Below are 22,076 nucleotides of genomic sequence, written 5' to 3'. Positions count from 1 at the left end.
GAGAACGGAACGGGATGCCGATTGACTCGGCATCCCGTTCCCTTTTCGTCCCGGTTACGGGCGGTGCAGCTCGAGCGGCATGGTGGACGTGTCGAGGAGGGGATCATCGTCCTGACGCTCGACCAGAGCCTTCGCCTCGGCAGGGGTCTCGACCGTGGGGACCGACCCGAGCAGGGGGCGTTTGGCCGTCTCGGGCATCGCGATCAGCGCCACCAGGCCCAACGCGGCGAAGAACATGATGTAGAACGCGGGCATGAGCGTGTTGCCCGTCCAGTCGATCAGCGCCTGGCTGAACAGCGGGGTCGTGCCGCCGAACAGCGACACCGACACGTTGTAGGCGATGGCCATCGCCCCGAAGCGCGAGGCGGTGGGGAAGAGCGCGGGAAGAGTGGATGCCGCGATGCTCGCGTAGAACGCCACGGGTACCGCCGCGAGGACGAGGGCGATCATCACTGCCCACAGCTGACCGATCTGCATGATGAGGAAGGCCGGCACGAGCAGGACGAGAGCGGATCCGGCCGCCAGGACGTAGATGGGCTTGCGGCCGATCTTGTCGCTCAGCCGCCCGAAGATCGGAAGCATGGCCGACATCAACAGCAGCACCGGGACGGTGGCGACGGCCGAACCGACGTTCGAGATGCCGACCTCCTTCTCGAGGTACACCGGCATGTAGCTCGTGAGCGCGTAACCGGCGGTGTTCGTCGCCGCGACCAGGGCGATCGCGATGAGCAGCGCCTTCCATTGGTGGCGCACGATGCCGGTCAGACCCTGGCGTGACATCGGGTCGTCCTTGTCGATCTCGGTCTCGGCCTCGGCGGCGTGCGTCTGCTCGAACGAGGGGGTCTCGGGGATCTTCAGGCGGAACCAGATCGCGACGATACCGAGGGGGACGGCGAGCAGGAACGGGATGCGCCAGCCGTACTCGGTCATCGCATCGGGCCCCGAGATGTTCGTGACGATCGCGGTGGTGATGGCGACGGCGCCGGCACCCGCGGCGAAACCCACGTACGAGCCCACGTCGAGCCACGACGACCAGAATCCGCGGCGCTTGTCGGGGGAGAACTCCGACACGTACGTGGTCGCACCGGCGTACTCGCCGCCGGTGGAGAAGCCCTGGATCATCTTCAGCAGGTACAGCGGGATGATCGCCCAGAGTCCGATCTGGGCGGAGGTCGGCAGGATGCCGATGAGCGCGGTGGCCGTCGCCATCATCGCCATCGTGAGGAACAGCACCTTCTGCCGGCCGATGCGGTCGCCGAGCGGACCGAGGACGAAGCCGCCGAAGGGGCGGACGAGGAAGGAGATGGCGAAGCCGAGGAGGGTGACCAGCAGTCCCCAGGGGTCGGGCAGGTCGGAGGCGAAGACGGCGGTCAGGGTGACGGCGAGATAGCCGTAGATGCCGAAGTCGAACCACTCCATGAAGTTGCCGACGACGGTCCCGCCGATGGCGGTGCGCACGCGCTTCTGGTCGACGACGATGACGTCGTCGACCTCGAGTCGGGGGGCTTCGGATGCCGAGGGGGGTTTCTCGTTCATCCTTCTACCGTTACCCGGATCCCTCTTTCGTTTCCAGTCCGGTCGGTGCGCGCAGGCGGTGTGCTACCGACGCGGGGGAGTCGTCGCGTCAAGCCCCCGGGGATGTCGGCGGCCCGGCGTACCGTGTCGGGCATGACCGAGCTCTCCGCCCCCACCGGCCGCGAACCGGCTCTCATCGCCCAGCCCCGCCCCGATGGATCGGCGCCGCGCGCGCTGGTGCTGGGAGCCACCGGCTACCTGGGAGGACGACTCGTTCCTCGACTGCTGTCGGCCGGATATCGGGTGCGCGTCCTCGCGCGCGACCCCCGCCGCGTCGAGGCCTTCCCGTGGGGCGACGAGGTCGAGACCGCGGTGGGCGACGCGACCGATGCCGACGCCGTCCGGGCCGCGGTGGACGGCGTCGACGTCCTCTACTACCTGATCCACTCGATGGGCAGCGGCCGGGATTTCGAGGCGACCGATCGCGTGGCGGCCCAGACCGTCGCCGACGCCGCCTCGGCGGCATCCGTCTCGCGCATCGTCTACCTCGGAGGTCTGCACCCCGAGGACGCCACGCTCTCGGCGCACCTGCGCTCGCGTGTCGAGGTGGGCGAGATCCTGCTGCACAGCGGCGTGCCCACTCTCGTGTTGCAGGCCGGCGTCGTCATCGGTTCGGGGTCGGCGTCGTTCGAGATGGTCCGCCACCTCACCGATGTGCTCCCGTACATGCCCGCGCCGAAGTGGGTGCGCAACCGTATCCAGCCGATCGCGGTGCGCGACGTCCTGCACTACCTGCTGGGGGCGGCACGCGTCGCTCCGAACGTCAACCGTGCCGTGGACATCGGCGGGCCCGACGTGCTGCGCTACGGGCAGATGATGAACGGCTACGCGATGGAGGCCGGGCTCCCGCAGCGCGCGATCGCCTCATTGCCGGTCCTCACCCCGCGACTCGCCTCGCACTGGGTCAACCTCGTCACGCCCATCCCGAAGTCGATCGCCCGGCCGCTCGTCGAGTCGCTGCAGAACGACTGCATCGTCAAGGACCGCGCGATCGACGATCTCGTGCCGCGCCCCGAGGGCGGCCTGCTGCCGTACCGCGAGGCCGTGCGCCGGGCGTTGGGCCGCGTGAACGACGACGCGATCGAGACGAGTTGGCAAGATGCCGAGGTCTCGGGTGCGCCGAGCGACCCGCTGCCGAGCGACCCCGAGTGGGCGGGGCGCCTGGTCTACACCGACGTGCGTTCGATGACCACGAAAGCGAGCCCCGCGCAGCTCTGGTCGGTGATCGAGGGCATCGGTGGCGAGAACGGGTGGTACTCCTCGCCGTTGCTGTGGGCGATCCGCGGCTGGATGGACCGACTCGTCGGGGGCGTGGGCCTGGCCCGCGGGCGTCGGAGCCGCTCGGTGGTGACCGTGGGCGACGCCCTCGACTTCTGGCGCGTCGAGGCGATCGAGCCGGGGCACCTGCTGCGCTTGCGAGCCGAGATGAAGGTGCCGGGCGGCGCCTGGCTCGAACTGCGCGCGTCGCCCGAGGGCTCCGGTGCGCGGTTCGATCAGCGGGCCCTGTTCTTCCCGACCGGACTCGCGGGCCGGTTGTACTGGCTGGCGGTGCTGCCCTTTCACGGGCTCATCTTCAGCGGCATGGCCCGGCGCATCACGGCCGCGGCCGAGCACGTCCAGCGTGAGGATCTCGAGCCCAAGGCGAAGGCGGGCCGCATCGCGCCCGAGATCGCCGAAGTCGAGACGACCGCCGCGCCCTCGTCCTAGGTATTCCCGCCGGCGAGCACCAGCCCGCCGCGGCGGTGGGCCTAGCGCCTAGGCTGAGCGGCGTGCCCCACGTCGCTCGCGTCCTGACCGTCTCCGATCGCTCGGCCGCGGGCCTGCGCGAGGACCGCGGGGGTCCGCTCGCCGTCTCGCTGCTGCGCGAGGCCGGGTTCGCCTGCGCCGACCCGGTGGTCGTGCCCGACGGCGCCGACAGCGTCGAGCGGGCCGTGCGCGATCTCGTCGCGCAGGGCGCCGGGCTCGTCGTCACGACGGGTGGCACGGGAATCGCCCCCACCGACCGCACGCCCGAGGGGACCGCCCGCGTGCTGGATCGCGAGCTGCCCGGTATCGCCGAGGAACTGCGGCGTCGAGGGCTCGCCGACACCCCGATGGCGGTGATCTCACGGGGACTCGCGGGCATCGTCGACCCCGGCACGCTCGTCGTGAACCTTCCCGGGTCGACGCGGGCCGTGGCATCCGGGATCGCCGTCGTCGCCGAGCTCGCCCCGCACATCCTCGACCAGCTCTCCGGAGGAGACCACGCATGAGTGCCGTCCGCATCGCCCGTTTGTCCGAGACCCCGCTCGATCTCGACGCGCACCTCGACGCCGTCGAGGAGTCGTCGTCGGGAGCCGTGACCACCTTCGTCGGTCGCGTGCGCGACATCGACCCCGACGCGTCGGGCGCGGTCGTCGCGCTCGAGTACAGCGCGCACCCCGACGCCGAGCAGACCCTGCACCGCCTCGCCGAGACGGCGGCCGCGGGCACCGACGCGATCGTCGCCGTCAGCCACCGCGTCGGCCGGCTGGGCGTGGGCGAGGCCGCGGTCGTGATCGCCGTGGCATCCGGTCATCGTGCCGAAGCGTTCGAGGTGTGCCGCACCGTGATCGAGACGATCAAGACCGACCTGCCCGTGTGGAAGCGCCAGGTCGAGGCCGACGGCACGACCGAGTGGAAGGGCCTCGGGGGCTAGGCGCGGCGCGCGTCGCAGGCTTTCGGCAGCGCTCGCCGGATCGGAGATGCGCAGCGGAATCGGATGCCGTGGGGGTTCTCGTCCGATTTCGGTGCGAATCTCCGATTCCGGTGCGGGCGCGGGGTGGCCCGGGCTGGCACCGCGGAATCGGATGGTCGCGTCGGAATCGGATGACTCGGCGACCTGCGTCCGATTTTGGTGCGGATCTCCGATTTCGGTGCGGTCGTGGCGCGGCCGGGCTGGCGCCGCGAAACCGGATGGTCGCGTCGGAAACAGATGATCGCGTCGGACAGATCGTGGCGTCAGAACCGGATGGTCGCGTCGGAATCGGATGCCTTGCGGACCTGTGTCCGATTTCGGTGTGGATCTCCGATTTCGGTGCGGCGGGCGGGGCCCGAGCGACCGCGGGGCGGGCTCAGCCGCCGGCGAAGGGCGGGAGCACGTCGACGTGCGTGACGCCCGCGAGCGGAGCGTCATCGTCATGGCGGGTGCCGTCGACGAGCACGGCGCAGCGATCCAGGATGCCGCCGAGCGCGGGGTGGTCGGCGACGACGCCGGTGCGCAGGGCGGTCAGGGTCGCTTCGGTGCGGTCCTCGGCATCCGTCCCCGCCGCCTCGGCCGCGGCGGCGAAGTATCGCACGCGCACGCTCACGCGCGTTCCCCCTCGGTCGCCGGCACGTCGCCGGGAGCGGTCGCGGACGGGCCCACTCCGGGTTCGCCCGGGCGCAACCAGTCGCCCGACTTGCCGCCGGTCTTCGACACGATGCGCACGTTCTCGATGAAGGTGCCCTTGTCCATGCCCTTCACCATGTCGACGATCGCCAGCGCCGCGACCGAGACGCTCGTGAGCGCCTCCATTTCGACGCCGGTGCGGTCGGCGGTGCCGACGGTGGCCTCGATCTCGACGCCTTCGTCGGTGATCTCAAGGTCGAGCGAGGCGCGGTGCACACCGATGACGTGTGCGAGGGGGAGCAGAGCCGGGGTGGACTTCGCGGCCTGGATGCCGGCGATCCGCGCCACCGCGAGCACATCGCCCTTGGGGGCGGTTCCGTCGCGGAGGGCCGCGATCACGTCGGGAGCGCACCGCACGAACCCGCGCGCGCTGGCGGTGCGGACGGTGGGTTGCTTGAGCGTGACGTCGACCATGCGGGCGTGGCCCGCGGCGTCCAGGTGGGTGAAGCTCATGGAATCAGCATGACATCGAGCGGGTCGCCCACCGACACGGTGGACACCTCGGCGGGGACGATAGCGAAGGCCTGGGCGCGGGCCAGGGAGGCGGCCAGGTGCGAGCCCGAACCGCCGGCCGTCGCGGGGCGGACCGTGCCTTCGACGAGGTCGATCGCCGCCGGAAGGTATTGGCGTCGGCCGGGCGGCGTCGTCCAGCTCTCGGATGCCGTGAGCCGGGCGAGACGCCGATCGAGCACCGTACGCCCCTGGAGGGCCAGCAGAGCGGGGCGCACGAACACCTCGAACGACACCGCGACACTCACGGGGTTGCCGGGGAGGCCGAAGACGAGGCGACCGTCGTCGAGGACGCCGAAGGCCTGCGGTTTGCCGGGCTGCATGGCGACCTTCTCGAAGGCGATGCGGTCGGAGAGGGCCTGGCGCACCGGCTCGTAGGCTCCGGCGCTCACACCGCCCGTGAACACCACGACATCGGCCTCGGCCGCGTGATCGAGGATGGCGTGGATCGCGTTCGCCTCGTCCTGCACGGAGGCGATGACCGTCACGTCGCCGTCGGCGTCGGCGACGAGAGCCGCCAGGAGCGTCGAGTTGGAGTCCGGAGTCTGCCCCCGCCCCGGAGGGGTGCCGGGAGCGACCAGCTCGCTGCCCGTGGAGACGACGGCGACGCGGGGGCGGCGGTGCACGACGAGTTCGGCCACACCGGAGGCCGCAGCGGCGGAGAGGGCGAAGGGGCCCAATCGTTCGCCGGCCGCGAGCACCACGTCGCCCGCCCGGGTGTCACCGCCCCGACGGCGGATGAACGCTCCCGCCGCGGCGGGGGCTCGGAACACCTCGATGGTCTCCAGGGAATCGGCGAGGCCGCCGGTGGTGTCCTCGAAAGGGACGACCGCATCGGCCGCGGCCGGAACCGGAGCACCGGTCATAATGCGCACCGCCTCGCCCTCGCCGAAGGACGGGTCGGCCGACGACCCGGCCGGCAGGTCATCGACCACGCGCAGGGTCGCCGGGTTCTCGGCATCCGCCCTCTCGACATCCGCGAAGCGCACCGCGAAGCCGTCCATCGACGAGTTGTCGAAGCCGGGCAGGTCGTGCGCCGCGAGCACGGGCTCGGCGAGCGTCCGACCGGACGCGTCGGCGAGGCGGACCGTCTCGACGGGCAGGACCGAGACGGCGGCGAGCACGCGGGCGCGGTGCTCCTCCACGGTGAGCAGCGGGGTCATCGGGGCCTCCGGGGTCAAGGGGAAACGGCGGGGGTGAGCGCGATGACATCCTGTCGTGCGCGCAGGGCGTCGACCACGACGAGGCGGCCGAGCAGGGGTTCACCGGCGCCCGTCACGAGCTTGATGGCCTCGGTCGCCAGCAGCCCGCCGACCTGCACGCAGAGCGAGCCGAGAACGCCGACCTGCGCGCACGTCGGCGGTTCGCCCGCGGACCCGGGCGGGAAGAGATCGCCGAGCACGACGGGGGCGTGGCCCTCGGGCGGATTCGACCAGAACACCGTGACCTGCGCCGCCCACTCCTGCACGGCTCCCCAGACGAGCGGGATGCCGAGGGTTTCGGCGGCCGCGGCGACGGCCTCGCGCGTGTCGAAGGTGTCGCTCCCGTCGATGACGAGGTCGGCACCGTGCAGCAGATCGCGGGCGTTGTCGGAGGTCAGTCGTACCGAGCGTTCCTGCACGACGGTGAGGGGCGAGAGATCGTGCACGGCGCGGGCGGCCGAGGCGGTCTTGGCGGTGCCGATGTCGGCGACGCGGTGCGCGAGCTGGCGCTGCAGGTTGGTGCGCTCGACGGTGTCGTCGTCGATCACGATGAGCTCGCCCACCCCCGCGGCCGCGAGCGAGAGCAGCACCGGCGAACCCAGGCCGCCCGCGCCAACCACGGCGATGCGTGCGGCGGCGAGGCGACGCTGTCCCTCCTCGCCGATCCCGGCGAGCACGGCATGACGGGCGGTGCGGATGAGTTCTTCGGGGGCGAGGGATGCCACCGGCTCGACGAGCGGCCTCATCCGCCGATCGCGCTCATCGTGCGCTCGGGCTGGACGAAGTCGGGCCGCGCGAGTCCCACGCGGTCGGAACCGTGGGCTCGGGGCTTGGCCCACATGGCATCCCGCCAGATCTGGGCCACACCCTCGTCGTCGGCGCCCGCGCGCAGGGCCGAGAGCAGGTCGGTCTCTTCGTGCGAGAACAGGCACGAGCGCACCTTGCCGTCCGCGGTCACACGGGTGCGCGTGCACGCGGCGCAGAAGGGCTCGGTGACCGACGAGATGATGCCCACGTGCCCCGCGACCTCGGTCTCGCCGGGGCGGCGGACCTCCCAGCGCTCGGCGGGAGCGGCGCCGCGGCCGCGGGGGTCGGCGGTGAGGGTGAAGCCCTCTTCGATCGCGGCCCGGATGTCGCGCGCGGGGATGACGTTGGTCGCCGACCACGAGCGGTCGCCGTCGAGGGGCATGTCCTCGATGAAGCGCATCTCGAAGCCGTTCGTCACCGCCCAGTCGACGAGGGGGACGACCTCGGTGTCGTTGATGCCGCGCAGGAGCACCGCGTTGATCTTGATGGGCCCGAGGCCCGCGGCGCGTGCGGCCTGAAGGCCCGCGAGCACCTTGTCGAGGTGCGGGCGGCGGGTGAGCTCGGCGAAGGTCTCGGGATGCAGGGTGTCGAGCGAGACGTTCAGGCGCGTGAGCCCCGCGTCCTTGAGCGCCTGGGCGCGGCGGTCGAGCCCGACGGCGTTCGTGGTCAGGGCGATCGGCAGGTCGGGGTTGTCTTCGCGGATCCCGGCGATGATGAACTCGAGGTCTTTGCGGACGAGGGGCTCGCCGCCGGTGATGCGCAGTTCTTCGGCGCCGAGGGACTGCACCGCCACGCGGACGATGCGGCGGATCTCGTCGGTCGACATCAGCTGCGCCTGCGGGAGCCACGGCATCCCGTCGGCCGGCATGCAGTACGTGCAGCGCAGGTTGCACTTGTCGATCACCGAGACGCGCAGGTCGGTCGCGACCCGGCCGAAGCGGTCGAGCAGGCCGCCCTCGCGGGGGGCGCCCGTCGCGGCGAGCGAGGTCGCACCGGGGGCCGTGGTGGCCGGTGCGCCGGTTGCGGGGAGAACGGTGGCACCGGACGCGCGGGTCACGGTGGCGCCGAGTGCCACGGCGACGGGCCCTCGTGTCGCGCTCGCGTGCTCGGCATCCATGGGTCGAGCCTAGGTCAGCACGGGGTGGGGGAGGGCGGCGCGAGCGCGCGGGGGAGGAGATTCGGGGGAGGGAGGACGGTTTCGGCCCGGCGATCCTCCCGTGGGCGCGCTTCCTCCCGCGGTGGAGCCGGCTCGCGTCGCGAGGGCGGGGGTACGTTCGAGGGATGCCGCACACCTTCCGCATCGCGCAAGCCGCACGCCTGCTCGGAGTCAGCGACGACACCGTGCGTCGATGGATCGATCAGGGCGCGCTGCCCACCACCGGGACGTCGCCGACCGAGATCCCCGGGGCGGCGCTGGCCGAGCGGGCCGTCGCGCTCGCCGACGAACCGGACGATCCGACCGGCATCGCCTCGAGCGCGCGCAACCGCTTCGTCGGGATCGTGACGCGCGTGCGCATCGACGGGGTCATGGCTCAGGTCGACCTGCAGTGCGGACCGCACCGGGTGGTGTCGCTGATGTCGGCCGAGGCGGCCGAGGAGCTCGCGCTCGAGCCGGGCTCTCTGGCGGTGGCCTCGGTGAAGGCGACGGTTGTCACGGTCGAGGCGCCGCGCGGCTGAGACACACATGTTCGACGCGACCGCGTCGAGCCGGCCGGGCGAGGGCTGTGCGATCGCCTCACCCCGCGAAGCGCGGCCCGATCGCGTCGACCGTGAGCTCCCACAGACGGCGAGCGTCGGCGGCGTCGGAGAACGGCGGCCAGAGCGGCGAGGGACGCGCCGGGCCGCCGATCAGCCGCGAGGGTCCGAAGAACGTCCCCTGCGCGGGGGTGGCGGTCGCCGCGAGCACGGCGGGTTCGGCGGCGGATGCCACGGAGCCGGTGATGTGCAGGCGCGAGAGCACCCGGATGACCCGGCGCGCGCCCAGCTCGCGCTCGCGGCCGACGCCGGGCTGAGCGGCCAAAAGGTTGGTGGGCGAGACTCCGGGGTGCGCGAGGGTGCTGGTGACGTTCCACCCCTCGGCGCCGCTGCGGCGCCGCAGCTCTTCGGCGAACAGGCCGACCGCGATCTTCGACTGCACGTACGAGGCCATGGCGTCGTACGGGCTTGCGTCGATCGCGCCCTCGTCGAAGTGGCCTCGTCGCGCGGCGATGCTCGTCTGGTGTACGACGCGCGCGCGGCCCTCCCGGAGGAGCGGCAGGAGGCCGAGGGTGAGCGCCGCGTGACCGAGGTGGTTCGTGCCCCACTGCAGTTCGAAGCCGTCGGCGGTCTCCTGGCGTGTCGGCGGGGTCATGACGCCGGCGTTGTTGACCAGCAGGTGCACGGGCCGGCCCTCGGACCGCAGTGCCTCGACGAGGGCGCGCACCGAGCCCAGGTCCGCCAGGTCGAGGGGACGGGTCGAGGCCACGGCATCCGGAACCTCCCGACGGAGGGCGTCGAGCGCGCGATGCCCCTTCTCGGGGGAACGGACGGGCAGGACGACCTCGGCGCCGAGACCGGCGAGACGGGTCGCGATGACCGTCCCGATGCCGTCGCTGGCACCGGTGACGAGGGCCAGGCGGCCGCGGAGCGGGGAGGAGGTGGGGGACATGATCGGTCCTTTCGCGTCGATACGTCGATGCTCCCGTCCCCGCGGAGAGGGGACCAGTGCGCGCTCACCCGCTGATCGGCGATCCACCCGTCAGCGGACCGAGGGCGATCCGATCACGGCGAGCAGGCGCAGCTTCTCGGCACTCTCGCTGCCGGGCTGCGCCGTGTAGACGAGCAGCCGGTGGGACTGATCCGGGTCGAGCAGGGTCTGGCACGACAGGTCGAGGTGGCCCACCTCGGGGTGGTGGAACCTCTTGACCTCGGGCGGTCGGGCGCCCACTTCGTGTGTGTCCCACAGGGTGGCGAACTCCGTGCTGCGGGCGCGGAGGTCGTCGGCCAGCTCGGCGGCGCGAGACTGCGGGCCCCGCGCTGCGATCATCTCGCGCAGGCCCGCGGCGTAGACGCGCGACAGGTTGGCGGCCTCGTCGGCCGGGTACGCGGCCCGGGAGGCGGGGTCGGTGAACCAGCGGTAGCCGATGCTCCGCGCCGGCCCCGTCCGCAGCGCGGCGTCGCCGAGGAGGGCGATGCCCAGACGGCTCTGACGCAGCGTCTCGCCGAGCTCGGTGACGATCTCGGCGGGAGTGTCGTCGAGGCGATCGAGGATGCGGAGCATGCCGGGGCTGACGTGCTCGGTCCCCGAGTGGCGAGACGGTGGCCGGTGCCCCGCGAGACGGAAGAGGTGATCGCGCTCGGCGAGGCTCAGGTGCAGGCCCTGCGCGAGAGCGGTGAGCATCTGCTCCGAGGGGGTCGGTCCGGTGCCGCGCTCGAGGCGCGCGTAGTAGTCAGTGGACATGTGGCTGAGCAGGGCCACCTCCTCGCGACGGAGGCCCGCCGTGCGCCGCCGCGCGCCGCGCGCGAGACCGACGTCCTCGGGTTGCAGGGCCTCGCGTCGGCGCTGGAGGAAGTCGCCCAGGCTCGGCAGGTCGCTCACGGTGTTCCTCGCATCCCCCGTTCCTATCGCGTCGGTCGCCGGCGTGCCAGGACTCGTCGGTCCACCCCTCGTCGCCTCCTGCGCGTCTTCCGGGGCGAAAACGGACGTATCAGGGCCGTGAGTCCGCAAATGCGGAATAATAGGACGTCAGCGGGCCGCCGGCCGCGCCGAAAGGACCACCATGCGCCGCCCCCTCCGCCTCTTCGCCGTCGTCGGCGCCGCCGTCCTGCTCGCCGGATGCACGAGCACGGCGCCCGCGCCCGCGGCATCCGAGGACGCGCTCTCGGGAACCGTCGAGGTGTACGCCGCGGCGTCGCTGCAGCGCTCGTTCGACGAGATCGCCTCCGCGTTCGAAGCCGCCCACCCGGGCGTCACGGTGAGCGCGGTGTACGACGGGTCGAGCACCCTTGCGACGCAGATCGGCGAAGGCGCTCCGGCCGACGTCTTCGCTTCTGCCGACGAGAAGAACATGTCCAAGGTGGCGGCGCAGGCCCCCGACCCCCAGCTGTTCGCCGGGAACACCCTCGTGATCGCCGTCCCGAAGGGCAACCCGGGCGCTGTGGCGACCCTCGCGGATCTCGCCCGCGTGACGACGGTGCTGTGCGCCCCCGAGGTGCCGTGCGGCGCCGCCTCGGCGACCCTCCTGTCGAACGCCGGCGTGCGTGTGACGCCCGCAAGCTCGGAGCAGAACGTCACCGCGGTGTTGACCAAGGTGGCCGCCGGCGAGGCCGACGCCGGTCTCGTCTACGCGACCGACGTCAACGGCCGCGACGACGTCGAGACCATCGTTCCTGCCGGTGCGGACGCGGTCGTCAACCGCTATCCGATCGCCGCCCTGACCGGCGCCCCGAACCCCGACGCCGCCGCCGCGTTCGTGGCCTTCGTCCTCGGCGAGGACGGGCAGCGGGTGCTTGCGGACGCCGGGTTCCGCGCGCCGTGAGCGAGGCGGGATACGTCCCCCGCTGGCTGATCGTGCCGGCGGTGGCCGGCCTGCTCTTCCTCCTCGTCCCGCTCACCGCGCTGGTGGCGCGCGTGGAGTGGGCGACGCTGTGGAGCGACGTGACCTCCGAGGCCGCGCTCTCGGCCCTCGCCCTGTCGCTCGGCACCGGGGCCGTGGCCACCGTCGTGTGCGCGGTGGTCGGCATCCCTCTCGCCCTCTTGATCGCGCGCAGTCCCGCCCGCGCTGCGGCTGCTCTGCGGGCGCTGGTCACCGTGCCGCTCGTCCTGCCGCCGATGGTCGGGGGTGTCGCCCTGCTCTACCTCTTCGGCCGCAACGGCTGGTTCGGCTTCCTCGGCCTGCCGTTCACGACCCCCGCGGTCGTGCTGGCGCAGGTCTTCGTCGCTCTGCCCTTCCTCGTGCTCGCGGTCGAGGGGGCGCTGCGCAGCACCGGCGTCGAGTTCGAACGGGCCGCCGCCTCGCTCGGGGCGAGCCGGGCCACGATCCTGCGCCGCGTCACCCTTCCGCTCGCGGCCCCCGGCATCGTCGCCGGGGTCGTGCTGTGCTTCGCCAGAGCGATCGGAGAGTTCGGCGCGACCGCGCTCTTCGCCGGCAACCGCCCGGGGGTGACGCAGACCATGCCGCTGGCGATCTACACCGCCTTCAACGGGGCGGGCGTCTCGCAGGGCACCGCGGTGGCCCTGTCGCTGCTGTTGCTCATCACCGCCGTCGCGGTGCTGCTGCTCGTGCGCGGATGGCGGCCGGGGGTGGGCAGATGACGATCCCGGATGCCGCGGAACTCCGCGCCCGCATCGCGGTACGCCGCCGTGACTTCGTCGTCGACATCGCGCTCGACGTCGCCCCGGGGGAGACCGTCGCCGTGATGGGGCGCAGCGGTGCCGGAAAATCCACCCTGCTCGGTGCTCTGGCCGGGCTCACCCCGCTCGACGAGGGGGAGATCTCCGTCGACGGCCGGGTGCTCGACCGTGCGCCGCGGCTGCGCACGGTCCCGATGCGGCGCGGGATCGTGCTGCTGGGTCAGGAGGCCCGACTGTTCCCGCACCTCACCGCGCGCGAGAACGTCGCCTTCGGTCCGCGGTCGGCCGGGGTACCGGCATCCCGTGCCCGGGCGGAAGCCGACGAGTGGCTGGACCGCGTGGGGCTCCCCGGCACGGGTGACCGGCGCCCCGCGCAGCTGTCGGGCGGGGAGCAGCAGCGCGTCGCCGTCGCGCGGGCGCTCGCGGCCGAGCCCCGGGTCGTGCTGCTCGACGAACCGCTCGTCGCGCTCGACGCGGTGACGGCCTCCGAGATCCGGGCGATGCTGCGCGAGCGTCTCGCCGGGGTGACGACCGTCGCGGTCACGCATGACGCGATCGATGCCGCGGCCCTCGCGGACCGGCTCGTCATCGTGGAACGCGGGCGGGTGACGCAGGAGGGGCCCGTGCGCGAGGTGCTCTCGGCGCCCGCCACCGACGTCGCGGCGCGGATCGCGGGGCTCGAGCGACTCGAGGGGGTGGCGCGGGGCGGAGCGTTCGTGCGGGGTGCGTTGCGCCTGGAGGCGAGGGATGCCGCCTCGCTCGCTCTCGCCGCGGTCGACGGCGTCCCGCTCGCCGCGGTGTATCGCGCGGTGGACGCGCGGCTCGGCGAGGGGGTTCCGGCGACGGTGGTCCACCTCGAGCCGACGCCGACGGGCGTGCGGGTGGCCACCGATCACGGTGCGGCGGAGGTGCCGCCGGCCGAGGCCGCGACGATCCGCCCGGGTGACGCGGTGCGCGTGAGCGTCGCCCCGGAGCGCGTCCGCTTCGTCGCGGCATCCTGACTCATTCCGCCGCCATGCGTCCGTTCTCGAGCCGCACCTCGCGGTCGACGAGCCCCGGGGGTACCTCCACGTGCGAGATCAGGACCACCGCGCTTTCGCGTCCGACGGCACCGAGCAGGTCACCCAGGAGGGCATCGGATGCCGCCGGGTCGACGCCCGCGGTGGGCTCGTCGAGCACGAGCACCGGGAAGCCGCGCAAGAGGGCCCGCGCGAGGCCCAGTCGCTGCGCCTGACCGCCGGAGACGAGCCCGCCCCGATCGCCCACCGCGGCGTCCAGCCCCCCACGCTCTCGTGTCCAGTCGGCGAGTCCGACCCGATCGAGCACCGTCCACAGCTCCTCGTCGCTCGCGCTCTCGCGCGCGAACAGCAGGTTCTGGCGGACCGACTCGTCGAACAGGTAGGGCGACTGCTCGATCAGCCCGACGGTGCGGCGCAGGTCGTCTCCCGCGATCCTCCGTGTCTCGCGGCCACCGATCCGGTACGACCCCTCGTAGTCGAGGAAGCGGGTCATGACGTGGGCGAGCGTCGTCTTGCCCGCCCCGCTCGGGCCCGTCACGAGGACGCGCTCGCCGGGCCCGACGCGCAGGTCGACCTCGTGCAGGCGGCCGGAGTCGCCCCCGTCGTCACCGCGGGCGGGCCAGTGCGCCCGGATGCCACGGAGCTCGATCCCCGCGCCGAGGGCGGGCGCCTCGTCGGTCGCGGACGGCTCGTCTCGCGGGAGCCCGTCCGGGACGCTCTCGGGCACGGCCTCGGCGATGCGCTCCGCCGCCGCCCGCACCTGCCGCCACGAGGCGAGGGCGAGGGGCACCGGCCCGAACACCTCGAACACCGCCATCGGCAGCAGCACGACGACCGCGAGACCGGGCCCCGACAGCGTCCCGCCGGTGACCGCGGGAGCGGCGACGAGCAGGGCGGCGAGAGAGGCGACCCCCGCCAGCACCGACACCGCGCCCGAGGTGAGCCCCTGGGCGCCGCCGCGTCGGACGACGGCCCGGCGCAGCGCGGTATCGGCTAGACGGACGCGCTCGGTCGCGGCGTCCAGGGCCCCGTACGCCGTCAGCACGTCGAGACGGGCGAGCAGATCGTGCACCGCGTCGGCGACGTCGGCGCGCAGCGGTGCGATCGAGCGCTCGGCGCGGGCGCCCGCAGCCCAGCCGACGGCGACCGCGAGGCCGAAGGCGCCGGCGAGGCACGCCAGGAGCACGAGGGCGGCCGGCCACGAGATGAAAGCGGTGAAGGCCACGGCGGCGAGAGAGGTCACCGCGGCGACCGAGAGCGGCAGCACGACCCGCAGGGGGAGGTTCTGGAGCTCCTCGACATCGTCGACCACACTCGAGAGCAGCCCGCCGCGGCGCGAGCGCGCGAGACCGTCGGGGGCGAGCGGAACCAGGTCGCGCACCAGATCGGCGCGGACACCGGCGAGCTGGTGCAGGGCGGCATCGTGACCCGTGAGGCGCTCGAGGTAGCGGAACACCCCGCGCGACAGCGCGAACGCGCGGACGCCGACGACGGCCATCGACAGGTACATCACGAGCGGCTGCTCTGCGGCCCGGGCGATGAGCCAGGCGCTCGCCGCGAGCAGCGCGATCGAACTCGCCGCGGTGCCGAAGCCCGACAGTACCGCGGGCGCGAAGCGCCGACGCGAGGGCATCGCGGAGTTCAGGATGCCGCGCACCCGGGCGTTCACGAGCGGACCTCTTCCACCCCGCGTGAGTCGCCGGAGTCTGTCACTTCAGGGACCGCTCGGGCGACAGATTCCGGCGACTCGAGCGGGGAAGACGGGGGCGTGAGCTCGACCACGCGGTCGGCGATCGCGCGGGCGGAGCGGCGATGCGAGACGAGGAGCACGCCACGGCCGGCGTCGGCCTCGCGCCGCAGCGTCGTCCACAGGTGCGCCTCGGTGTCGGCATCCAGAGCGCTCGAGGGCTCGTCGAGCACGAGCACCGGAACGCCGCCGACCCGCGCGCGGTACAGCGCCCGCGCGACGGCGACGCGCTGAGCCTGCCCGCCCGAGAGTCCCGCGCCGCCGGCGCCGAGCGGGGTGGCCGGGTCGATGTCGGCCGCCCCCGTATCGGTGAGGACTGCCGCGATCCGGTCGGCGTCGGCGGGGGAGCCGAGCGCGACGTTCTCGGCGACGGTGCCCGAGACCAGACCGGGCCGTTGCCCCGCCCAGGCGACCGACGCGCGCGCGTGCGGCACGGCGACGCCGTCGATGCGCACCCGCCCGTCGTGCTCCGCGTACCCGAGGAGCGCGGCGATCAGCGACGACTTGCCGACGCCGCTCGGCCCGGTCACGAGGACGATCTCTCCGGGCCACACCGACAGCGAGACCGTGGGGAGCGCGTGCCCTTCGCGGTGCACGCGGACCCCGTCGAGGGCGATCGTCGAGCCGAGCGCCGGGGTACCGGCATCCGGGATCCGCTCTTCGGGGGTTTCGACCGCGCGGGCGGCGTCGAGGGCGTCGAAGATCTCGTCGGTGGCCGCCACCCCCTCGGACGCCGCGTGGAACTGCACACCGACCTGGCGCAGCGGCAGGTACGCCTCGGGGGCGAGCAAGAGCACGAAGAGGCCGGTCAGCAGGGTCAGATCGCCCGAGAGCAGGCGGAAGCCGATGGTGACGGCGACGATCGCGACCGAGATCGAGGCCAGGAACTCCAGCGCGAACCCCGAGAGGAACGACACGCGCAGCACCGTCATCGTCTCGCGCTTGTAGTCCCGCGTGAGGGTCTCGATCGAGCGCGCCGCGCGGTGCTGACGGCCGAACGCCTTGAGCGTTCCCAGGCCCTCGACGGTGTCGGCGAAACGCGCGGCGAGGCGGCCGAGGGTTCGGTACTGGCGCTCCTGGACGCCGCGGGTCGCGAGGCCGATCAGCACCATGAACAGCGGGATCAGGGGGATCGTCAGCACCACGATCAGCCCCGACAGGGGGTCGGCCAGGGCGATGGCGCCGATCACGATCGGCATGGTCAGCGCGGTGGACACGAGCTGCGGGAGGTATCGCCCGAAGTACGCATCCAGCGCCTCGAGCCCGTGTCCCGCGGTGAGCGACAGGGACGCGGAGTTGCGCCGGGCCAGCCAGCCCGGTCCGAGACGAACGACCGCGCCCACGAGCGCCGCCCGCACCTGCCGCGCCGCCGCCGCCGCCCCCCGCGCCGCCGCGCTCTCCGAGGCCGCGATGAGCAGTCCCCGCAGAAGCACGAGGGATGCCGCCACCCCCACGTATCCCCACAGCTCGTCGACCGGCCGGCCCTCGATCACGCCGACCAGCGCGGCGGTCAGCGCCCACGCGAACCCGACGATCACGCCCGTCTGCGCGAGCACGATCGCCGCGGTCACGGCGAAGAAGCCGCGAGAGGCGGTGGCGTAGCGGAGAAGCCGCGGGTCGACGGGTTTCATGGTCAGTGGGCGACGAGCGCGGCCTTCTCGATGCGGGCGCGGGTCACGCGCTTGCGGAACACCCAGTAGGTCCAGCCCTGGTAAGCGAGGATCAGCGGCAGGAAGATGAGCGCCGCCCAGCTCATGATCGTGAGCGTGTAGTCGGTGCTCGACGCATTGTCGATCGTGAGGCTCGAGCCTGCACCGAGCGTGGAGGGCATGACGTTCGGGAACAGCGCGAAGAACAGCGCGGCGACGGCGGCGACGATGGTCACCGCGCCGAGGGTGAAGGCGGTGCCCTCGCGGTCGCGGGCGTTGGCGAGCCACGAACCGATCAGCGTCAGCGCGGCGACGCCCGAGAGGGCGACCACGCCGAGGAACAGCGGGGCGCCGGCGGCGTTCGCGATCGTCCAGACGAGGAAGAGCGCGGCCAGGGCGATCGTGACGAGGCCCGCGCGGCCCGCGAGGCGCCTCGCGTCGGCGCGCACCTGGCCGTCGGTCTTGAGCGCGACGAAGTACACCCCGTGCAGGAAGAACAGGCTGAGGGTCGTGAGCCCGCCGAGGATGCCGTAGGGGTTCAGCAGCGTCAGCACGGTGCCCACGTACTCGTGGTCGGCATCGAGCGGCACGCCCTGCACGATGTTCGCGAACGCCACGCCCCAGAGGAACGCGGGGGCGGCGGACCCCGCGACGATCATGCGGTCGAAAGTGCGCTTCCACCTCGCGGAGTCGCGCTGGTGGCGGTACTCGAACGACACGCCGCGGGCGATCAGGGCGATGAGGATCGCCAGCAGCGGCAGGTAGAAGCCGCTGAACAGCGTCGCGTACCACTCGGGGAACGACGCGAACAGGGCGGCGCCGGCGACGATCACCCAGGTCTCGTTGAGGTCCCAGACGGGGCCGATCGTGTTGATGATCTGGCGACGGGCGATGTCGTCCTTGCCGAGGAAGGGCAATGACATCCCCACGCCGAAGTCGAAGCCGTCTAGCACGAAGTAGCCCACGAAGAGGAAGGCGACGATCCAGAACCAGAGGTGTGCGAGGTCCATGAGGGGCTCCTAGTAGACCGTGGTCGGGGTGTTCTCGACCGAGTCGTCGTGTTCGGCATCGGGGTCGGGCAGCGGATCGGGGCCCCTCTGCGCGAACTTCACGATGAGGCCGAACTCCACGACGGCGAGGGTGGCGTAGACGAGGGTGAAGGCGATCAACGAGATGAGCACGCTCCAGCCGGGGACGCTGGGCGAGACGCCGTCCTGCGTGAGCATGAGCCCGAAGACGATCCACGGCTGTCGGCCCATCTCGGTGAAGATCCAGCCGACGAGGCTCGCCAGCATCGGCAGGGGAGCTGCCCAGATCGCGACGCGCCACATCCACGGGGCGACCGGGCGGGTCGCCTTCTTGCGCGTGACCCAGAGGCCCGCGACGCTGACGAGCGCCGCGATCCCACCCAGGGCGATCATCCAGCGGAAGGCCCAGTAGGTGACCCACAGCACGGGGGCGAAGTTGCCGTCGACCTGGTCGGCGAACTGGGGGAACATCTGCTGGCTGTACAGCGTGTTGAGGTCGTTGATGCCCTCGACGCAGCCGTCCAGCGAGTGCGTGGACAGGATGCTGAGCAGGAAGGGCACGCGGATCGAGAACAGCTCGCTGGTTCCGTCGGGGGTGCCGAGCGTGAAGATCGAGAACGAGGCATCCTGTCCGCAGACGGTGTTGAACGTCGCCTCGGCTGCCGCCATCTTCATCGGCTGGGTCGCCACCATCACCAGGCTCAACTGGTCGCCGACGATGGCGACGAGGACGAACGAGACGAGGGTGGACCAGAGGCCGAAGCGCAGGGTCTTACGCATGAGGTCGGTGTTGCGCCCGCGGGCCATGTGCCAGGCCGAGACGGCCACGACGACCATCGCCGCGAACATCCACCCGGCGAAGATCGTGTGCGGGAAGGCCGCGAGGGCGACGGGGTTGGTGAGCATCGCCCAGAAGTCGACCAACTCGGCGCGGTGTCCGTCGGCGGACATCTGGTAGCCGACCGGGTTCTGCATGAAGGCGTTCGCGGCGATGATGAAGTACGCCGACAGGGTCGCGCCGATCGACGCCATCCAGATGCTCGCGAGGTGCGCGAGGCGGGGGAGCTTGTCCCACCCGAAGATCCAGAGGCCGATGAAGGTGGCCTCGAGGAAGAAGGCGAGCAGGCCCTCGAAGGCGAGCGGGGCTCCGAAGACGTCGCCGACGAAGCGGGAGTAGGCGGACCAGTTCATACCGAACTGGAACTCTTGGACGATGCCGGTCACCACGCCCATGGCGAAGTTGATGAGGAAGATCTTGCCGAAGAAGCGGGTGATGTGCAGCCACCGCACGTCTCCGGTGCGGTACCAGATGGTTTGGAAGATCGCCGCGATGAGCGACATGCCGAGCGTCAGCGGGACGAAGAGGAAGTGGTACAGCGTCGTCAACCCGAACTGCCAGCGGGCGAGGGCGAGGGGGTCGAGCCACTCCATCAGGAGCCTCCGATCGAACCGTCTTGTGTGGTCAGACCACATGCTACGCCGGGCCTTACCGGCGCGTCGGGGGATCCCTCGGCGTCGAACGATATACTCGGCAAGTCATTTCTGACCCGCCAGGAGGCGCCCGTGACCGTCCGTCTGAGCCTGCTCGCGATCCTCGATCGCGGCACCTGCTACGGCTCTCAACTGCGGGCCGAATACGAGCGTCGCACCGGCGCGCGCGTCAACGTCGGGCAGGTGTACACGACCCTCGAGCGTCTCGAGCGCGATGGGCTGGTGCAGGGCGCGGGCCTCGACGACGAAGCGCGCGTGCTGTGGGAGCTGACCGCCGACGGCCGGGCCGAGGTGAGAGCATGGCTCGCCGGGCCGTCCTTGGTCGAGGGGCGCGACGACGTCGCCCTCAAGATCGCGCTGGCCCTGACGCTGCCGGGGGCGGACGTGCCCGGCATCCTGTCCGTTCAACGCGATGCCGTCCGTGCGGCGCTCGCCGAGGTCCAGGACGAGACGACGGATGCCGTTCCCGCGGCCATCGTGCGCGCGGCTCGCCGCGAGAGGCTCGAGGCAGACCTGCGCTGGCTCGACGAGGTCGAGAGGCTCACCGTGGGGGCGGAGCCGTTCGACCTGTCTGAGGAGCGCCCACGCCGGGGCCGCCCCGCACGCAGCGCCGTCTGATCTCGCCGTATCCCCGATCCGTCGTCCCGTCAAGGGCCGCGCGGTTCAGGGCCGGACAACGCACTCTGAGAACACCCCGGAAGAGCCAAGGAGTTCTCGCATGGTCATGGAAGCACCCCTCAGCCGCCCGGGATCGACGAAGGCCGCCGCTCGCGCCGCCGCCAAGGCGACCGCAGTCCCCCTCGTGGCCCCGCCTGTTCCCACCGAGATCCCGTGGACGCGCATCGATCTCGACCTGTACGAGGTCGCCCGCGACGGGTACATCGTCGGGTACGTCGAGGTCGTCGGCGCCGTCTTCGTGGCGCTCGGCGGTGCGCGTTACGACCGCGCGGTCGAGGTGTCGCAGCACCTCACGTTCCACGCGGCCGTCGACGCGCTGGTGCGCCGCGTCTTCTGACGTCCGCGTCGCGGTGAGCGCGCCCCCGTGCGCAGGGCGCCGCCGACCCTGTCCAGGTCAGCGGACGAGCGTGTAACCCGCTTCGTCGATCGCCGCGGCGAGTGCGTCGTCGTCGGCTTCGCCCGCGATGCGCACGAGCGAGGTGCCGCCCACGCGCAGGTCGATGTCGACCACCTGCACGCCCTCGACGGTGTTGAGCTCCTCGGTGACCGCGCGCACGCAGTGCTCGCACGTCATCCCCTCGACGCGCAGCACGCCGGCTGCCGAGTCCTCTGAGGAGGTGGGGGATGCCGCGGTGCCGTGGCCGCACGCGCAGGCGGCGCCGCAGCCGCCACCCGCGGGCGAGGTCGAGGTGAGGCCGAGGTCGATGCGCTGTTCGGTCATGCGTGTCTCCTTACGAGCGGACCAGGCGCGCGATGGCCTGATTGGCTTCCTTCAGCTTCTCTTCCGCGACGGGGCCGCCCTGGGCGGCCGCTTCGGCGACGCAGTGTGAGAGGTGGTCGTCGAGCAGCGACAGGGCGACGTTCTCGAGCGCCTTGGTCACCGCCGAGACCTGGGTCAGGATGTCGATGCAGTACTGGTCGTCGTCGACCATGCGCGCGATGCCGCGCACCTGTCCCTCGGCTCGGCGGAGGCGTTTGAGGAGGTCGTCCTTGTGGCCCTCGTATCCGTGCATGGACTCGATGATACCCCCGTGGGGTATACCTAGCACCGACCGTCGTCCTGTCAACCCCCTCGGAATTCCCGGCTGACGGGCGGATGGTCGTCTCATCAGGAGGTCGACATGTTCTCTCGTCGTACCGGTGGTGGTCAGCGATGACCGCCGACCCCTTCCCCACCGGCCCCCACCGCCCCGTGCGCATCCCGCACCTGCCCCCGTTGCGCTCGCAGCGGCGAGAATCGAAGGATGACGCGAACACTGGCAGCGCTTCCGGGCGCCGCTCGGAGACTGTGTCTCAGCCGAAGAAACGGCGAGATCTGCACCCGTGAAGACGGCCACCGCGGCCTGCACCACCGCACCGGTGGTCGTCTGCTGTGGAGCGACCTGCAGGCCGACCCGCCGGAATGCGCCGCCGCGGGCACCCCGGCCGAACGCGCGCCGACGCTCGACGACGGGTTCCCTGATGGCCGTGCCCTGTGCCCGCTCTGCTGGGCGTTCGTCTCCCGGGACGGCGACGGTCTGCTCGAGCCCCATGACTCGTGGCGGGGCGACGAGTCCCGCGTCGAGGCCGATCGCCGTCGCGAATGGTTCAACGCGTTCGGGTGGTGACGAGCCCGCCGCCCCCGCCGAC

24 protein-coding genes are annotated in these 22,076 nt (G+C 72.1%); 10 read left to right on the top strand and 14 right to left on the bottom strand.

Annotated elements, in window-relative coordinates; all coding sequences use genetic code 11:
* Positions 1 to 54: 54 nt before the first annotated feature.
* A complete protein-coding gene (locus J2X55_RS13190) occupies positions 55 to 1,536 on the bottom strand; it encodes an MFS transporter (protein ID WP_309823953.1) in 1,482 nt (493 codons plus the stop codon).
* 132 nt (positions 1,537 to 1,668) lie between these two features.
* Between J2X55_RS13190 and J2X55_RS13185 the strand changes: the two genes are divergently transcribed.
* The 3 genes from J2X55_RS13185 to J2X55_RS13175 all read left to right on the top strand — a co-directional run bounded on the left by J2X55_RS13185 (position 1,669) and on the right by J2X55_RS13175 (position 4,252).
* On the top strand, positions 1,669 to 3,282 hold the full coding sequence (locus tag J2X55_RS13185; protein ID WP_309823951.1) for an SDR family oxidoreductase: 1,614 nt from the start codon (positions 1,669 to 1,671) through the stop codon (positions 3,280 to 3,282).
* 62 nt (positions 3,283 to 3,344) lie between these two features.
* Positions 3,345 to 3,827, top strand: coding sequence for a MogA/MoaB family molybdenum cofactor biosynthesis protein (locus tag J2X55_RS13180; protein WP_309823949.1), 483 nt, complete (start codon positions 3,345 to 3,347; stop codon positions 3,825 to 3,827).
* Positions 3,824 to 4,252 (top strand): molybdenum cofactor biosynthesis protein MoaE, encoded by a 429-nt coding sequence (locus J2X55_RS13175; RefSeq protein WP_115919407.1) that lies wholly within the window; start codon positions 3,824 to 3,826, stop codon positions 4,250 to 4,252. Before J2X55_RS13180 ends, J2X55_RS13175 begins: the two co-directional genes overlap by 4 nt.
* Positions 4,253 to 4,667: 415 nt before the next feature.
* On the opposite strand, the gene J2X55_RS13170 is transcribed toward J2X55_RS13175, so the two are convergent.
* Genes J2X55_RS13170 through moaA form a run of 5 tightly spaced genes read right to left on the bottom strand, consistent with a single transcriptional unit; the run spans position 4,668 to position 8,620 of the window.
* Positions 4,668 to 4,904: a MoaD/ThiS family protein gene (locus J2X55_RS13170; protein WP_309823947.1), complete on the bottom strand. Its 237-nt coding sequence runs from the start codon at positions 4,902 to 4,904 to the stop codon at positions 4,668 to 4,670.
* Positions 4,901 to 5,437 (bottom strand): cyclic pyranopterin monophosphate synthase MoaC, encoded by a 537-nt coding sequence (gene moaC / locus J2X55_RS13165; RefSeq protein WP_309823945.1) that lies wholly within the window; start codon positions 5,435 to 5,437, stop codon positions 4,901 to 4,903. Before moaC ends, J2X55_RS13170 begins: the two co-directional genes overlap by 4 nt.
* Positions 5,434 to 6,657, bottom strand: coding sequence for a gephyrin-like molybdotransferase Glp (gene glp, locus J2X55_RS13160; protein WP_309823943.1), 1,224 nt, complete (start codon positions 6,655 to 6,657; stop codon positions 5,434 to 5,436). Before glp ends, moaC begins: the two co-directional genes overlap by 4 nt.
* A gap of 14 nt (positions 6,658 to 6,671) precedes the next feature.
* Positions 6,672 to 7,442: a HesA/MoeB/ThiF family protein gene (locus tag J2X55_RS13155; protein ID WP_309823941.1), complete on the bottom strand. Its 771-nt coding sequence runs from the start codon at positions 7,440 to 7,442 to the stop codon at positions 6,672 to 6,674.
* Positions 7,439 to 8,620, bottom strand: a complete 1,182-nt coding sequence (gene moaA / locus J2X55_RS13150; RefSeq protein ID WP_309823939.1) for a GTP 3',8-cyclase MoaA — start codon at positions 8,618 to 8,620, stop codon at positions 7,439 to 7,441. The genes J2X55_RS13155 and moaA overlap by 4 nt, the downstream gene beginning before the upstream one ends.
* A 164-nt stretch (positions 8,621 to 8,784) precedes the next feature.
* Between moaA and J2X55_RS13145 the strand changes: the two genes are divergently transcribed.
* Complete coding sequence (locus tag J2X55_RS13145; protein WP_309823937.1) at positions 8,785 to 9,180, top strand: TOBE domain-containing protein; 396 nt, start codon at positions 8,785 to 8,787, stop codon at positions 9,178 to 9,180.
* A 58-nt stretch (positions 9,181 to 9,238) separates the two neighbouring features.
* Here J2X55_RS13145 and J2X55_RS13140 read toward each other — a convergent pair whose 3' ends face one another.
* Both J2X55_RS13140 and J2X55_RS13135 read right to left on the bottom strand, forming a co-directional pair.
* Complete coding sequence (locus J2X55_RS13140; RefSeq protein WP_309823935.1) at positions 9,239 to 10,150, bottom strand: SDR family oxidoreductase; 912 nt, start codon at positions 10,148 to 10,150, stop codon at positions 9,239 to 9,241.
* Positions 10,151 to 10,240: 90 nt separating this feature from the next.
* On the bottom strand, positions 10,241 to 11,080 hold the full coding sequence (locus J2X55_RS13135; RefSeq protein ID WP_309823934.1) for a helix-turn-helix transcriptional regulator: 840 nt from the start codon (positions 11,078 to 11,080) through the stop codon (positions 10,241 to 10,243).
* Between the two features lie 181 nt (positions 11,081 to 11,261).
* Here J2X55_RS13135 and modA point away from each other — a divergent pair, with 181 nt between their 5' ends.
* Genes modA through J2X55_RS13120 form a run of 3 tightly spaced genes read left to right on the top strand, consistent with a single transcriptional unit; the run spans position 11,262 to position 13,836 of the window.
* Positions 11,262 to 12,020 (top strand): molybdate ABC transporter substrate-binding protein, encoded by a 759-nt coding sequence (modA, locus tag J2X55_RS13130; protein WP_309823932.1) that lies wholly within the window; start codon positions 11,262 to 11,264, stop codon positions 12,018 to 12,020.
* Complete coding sequence (gene modB / locus J2X55_RS13125; protein WP_309823931.1) at positions 12,017 to 12,796, top strand: molybdate ABC transporter permease subunit; 780 nt, start codon at positions 12,017 to 12,019, stop codon at positions 12,794 to 12,796. The genes modA and modB overlap by 4 nt, the downstream gene beginning before the upstream one ends.
* A complete protein-coding gene (locus J2X55_RS13120) occupies positions 12,793 to 13,836 on the top strand; it encodes an ATP-binding cassette domain-containing protein (RefSeq protein WP_309823930.1) in 1,044 nt (347 codons plus the stop codon). Before modB ends, J2X55_RS13120 begins: the two co-directional genes overlap by 4 nt.
* 1 nt (position 13,837) lies before the next feature.
* Here J2X55_RS13120 and cydC read toward each other — a convergent pair whose 3' ends face one another.
* The 4 genes from cydC to J2X55_RS13100 are packed head-to-tail and all read right to left on the bottom strand — an operon-like array spanning position 13,838 to position 19,709.
* Positions 13,838 to 15,523, bottom strand: coding sequence for a thiol reductant ABC exporter subunit CydC (gene cydC / locus J2X55_RS13115; protein WP_309823928.1), 1,686 nt, complete (start codon positions 15,521 to 15,523; stop codon positions 13,838 to 13,840).
* Complete coding sequence (cydD, locus tag J2X55_RS13110) at positions 15,520 to 17,232, bottom strand: thiol reductant ABC exporter subunit CydD (RefSeq protein ID WP_309823925.1); 1,713 nt, start codon at positions 17,230 to 17,232, stop codon at positions 15,520 to 15,522. The genes cydC and cydD overlap by 4 nt, the downstream gene beginning before the upstream one ends.
* A gap of 2 nt (positions 17,233 to 17,234) precedes the next feature.
* Entirely contained in the window at positions 17,235 to 18,260 is a 1,026-nt protein-coding gene (cydB, locus tag J2X55_RS13105) for a cytochrome d ubiquinol oxidase subunit II (RefSeq protein WP_309823924.1), read from the bottom strand.
* Between the two features lie 9 nt (positions 18,261 to 18,269).
* Complete coding sequence (locus tag J2X55_RS13100) at positions 18,270 to 19,709, bottom strand: cytochrome ubiquinol oxidase subunit I (RefSeq protein WP_309823923.1); 1,440 nt, start codon at positions 19,707 to 19,709, stop codon at positions 18,270 to 18,272.
* Between the two features lie 132 nt (positions 19,710 to 19,841).
* Between J2X55_RS13100 and J2X55_RS13095 the strand changes: the two genes are divergently transcribed.
* A complete protein-coding gene (locus J2X55_RS13095; RefSeq protein ID WP_309823922.1) occupies positions 19,842 to 20,387 on the top strand; it encodes a helix-turn-helix transcriptional regulator in 546 nt (181 codons plus the stop codon).
* Positions 20,388 to 20,487: 100 nt separating this feature from the next.
* Positions 20,488 to 20,784 carry a hypothetical protein gene (locus J2X55_RS13090; protein ID WP_115919375.1) on the top strand — a complete coding sequence of 99 codons (297 nt, stop codon included), beginning with the start codon at positions 20,488 to 20,490 and terminating at the stop codon, positions 20,782 to 20,784.
* A 57-nt stretch (positions 20,785 to 20,841) separates the two neighbouring features.
* On the opposite strand, the gene J2X55_RS13085 is transcribed toward J2X55_RS13090, so the two are convergent.
* Together J2X55_RS13085 and J2X55_RS13080 are read right to left on the bottom strand one after the other, a co-directional pair.
* Positions 20,842 to 21,168, bottom strand: a complete 327-nt coding sequence (locus J2X55_RS13085; RefSeq protein ID WP_309823921.1) for a heavy-metal-associated domain-containing protein — start codon at positions 21,166 to 21,168, stop codon at positions 20,842 to 20,844.
* A gap of 10 nt (positions 21,169 to 21,178) precedes the next feature.
* A complete protein-coding gene (locus J2X55_RS13080) occupies positions 21,179 to 21,460 on the bottom strand; it encodes a metal-sensitive transcriptional regulator (protein ID WP_056230224.1) in 282 nt (93 codons plus the stop codon).
* A 231-nt stretch (positions 21,461 to 21,691) separates the two neighbouring features.
* Here J2X55_RS13080 and J2X55_RS13075 point away from each other — a divergent pair, with 231 nt between their 5' ends.
* Positions 21,692 to 22,054 carry a hypothetical protein gene (locus J2X55_RS13075; RefSeq protein ID WP_309823920.1) on the top strand — a complete coding sequence of 121 codons (363 nt, stop codon included), beginning with the start codon at positions 21,692 to 21,694 and terminating at the stop codon, positions 22,052 to 22,054.
* The last annotated feature ends 22 nt before the right edge of the window (positions 22,055 to 22,076 follow it).

The organism is Microbacterium sp. 1154, from assembly GCF_031455375.1.
GTDB lineage: Bacteria > Actinomycetota > Actinomycetes > Actinomycetales > Microbacteriaceae > Microbacterium.
This window is presented reverse-complemented; position numbering and strand designations above follow the sequence as displayed.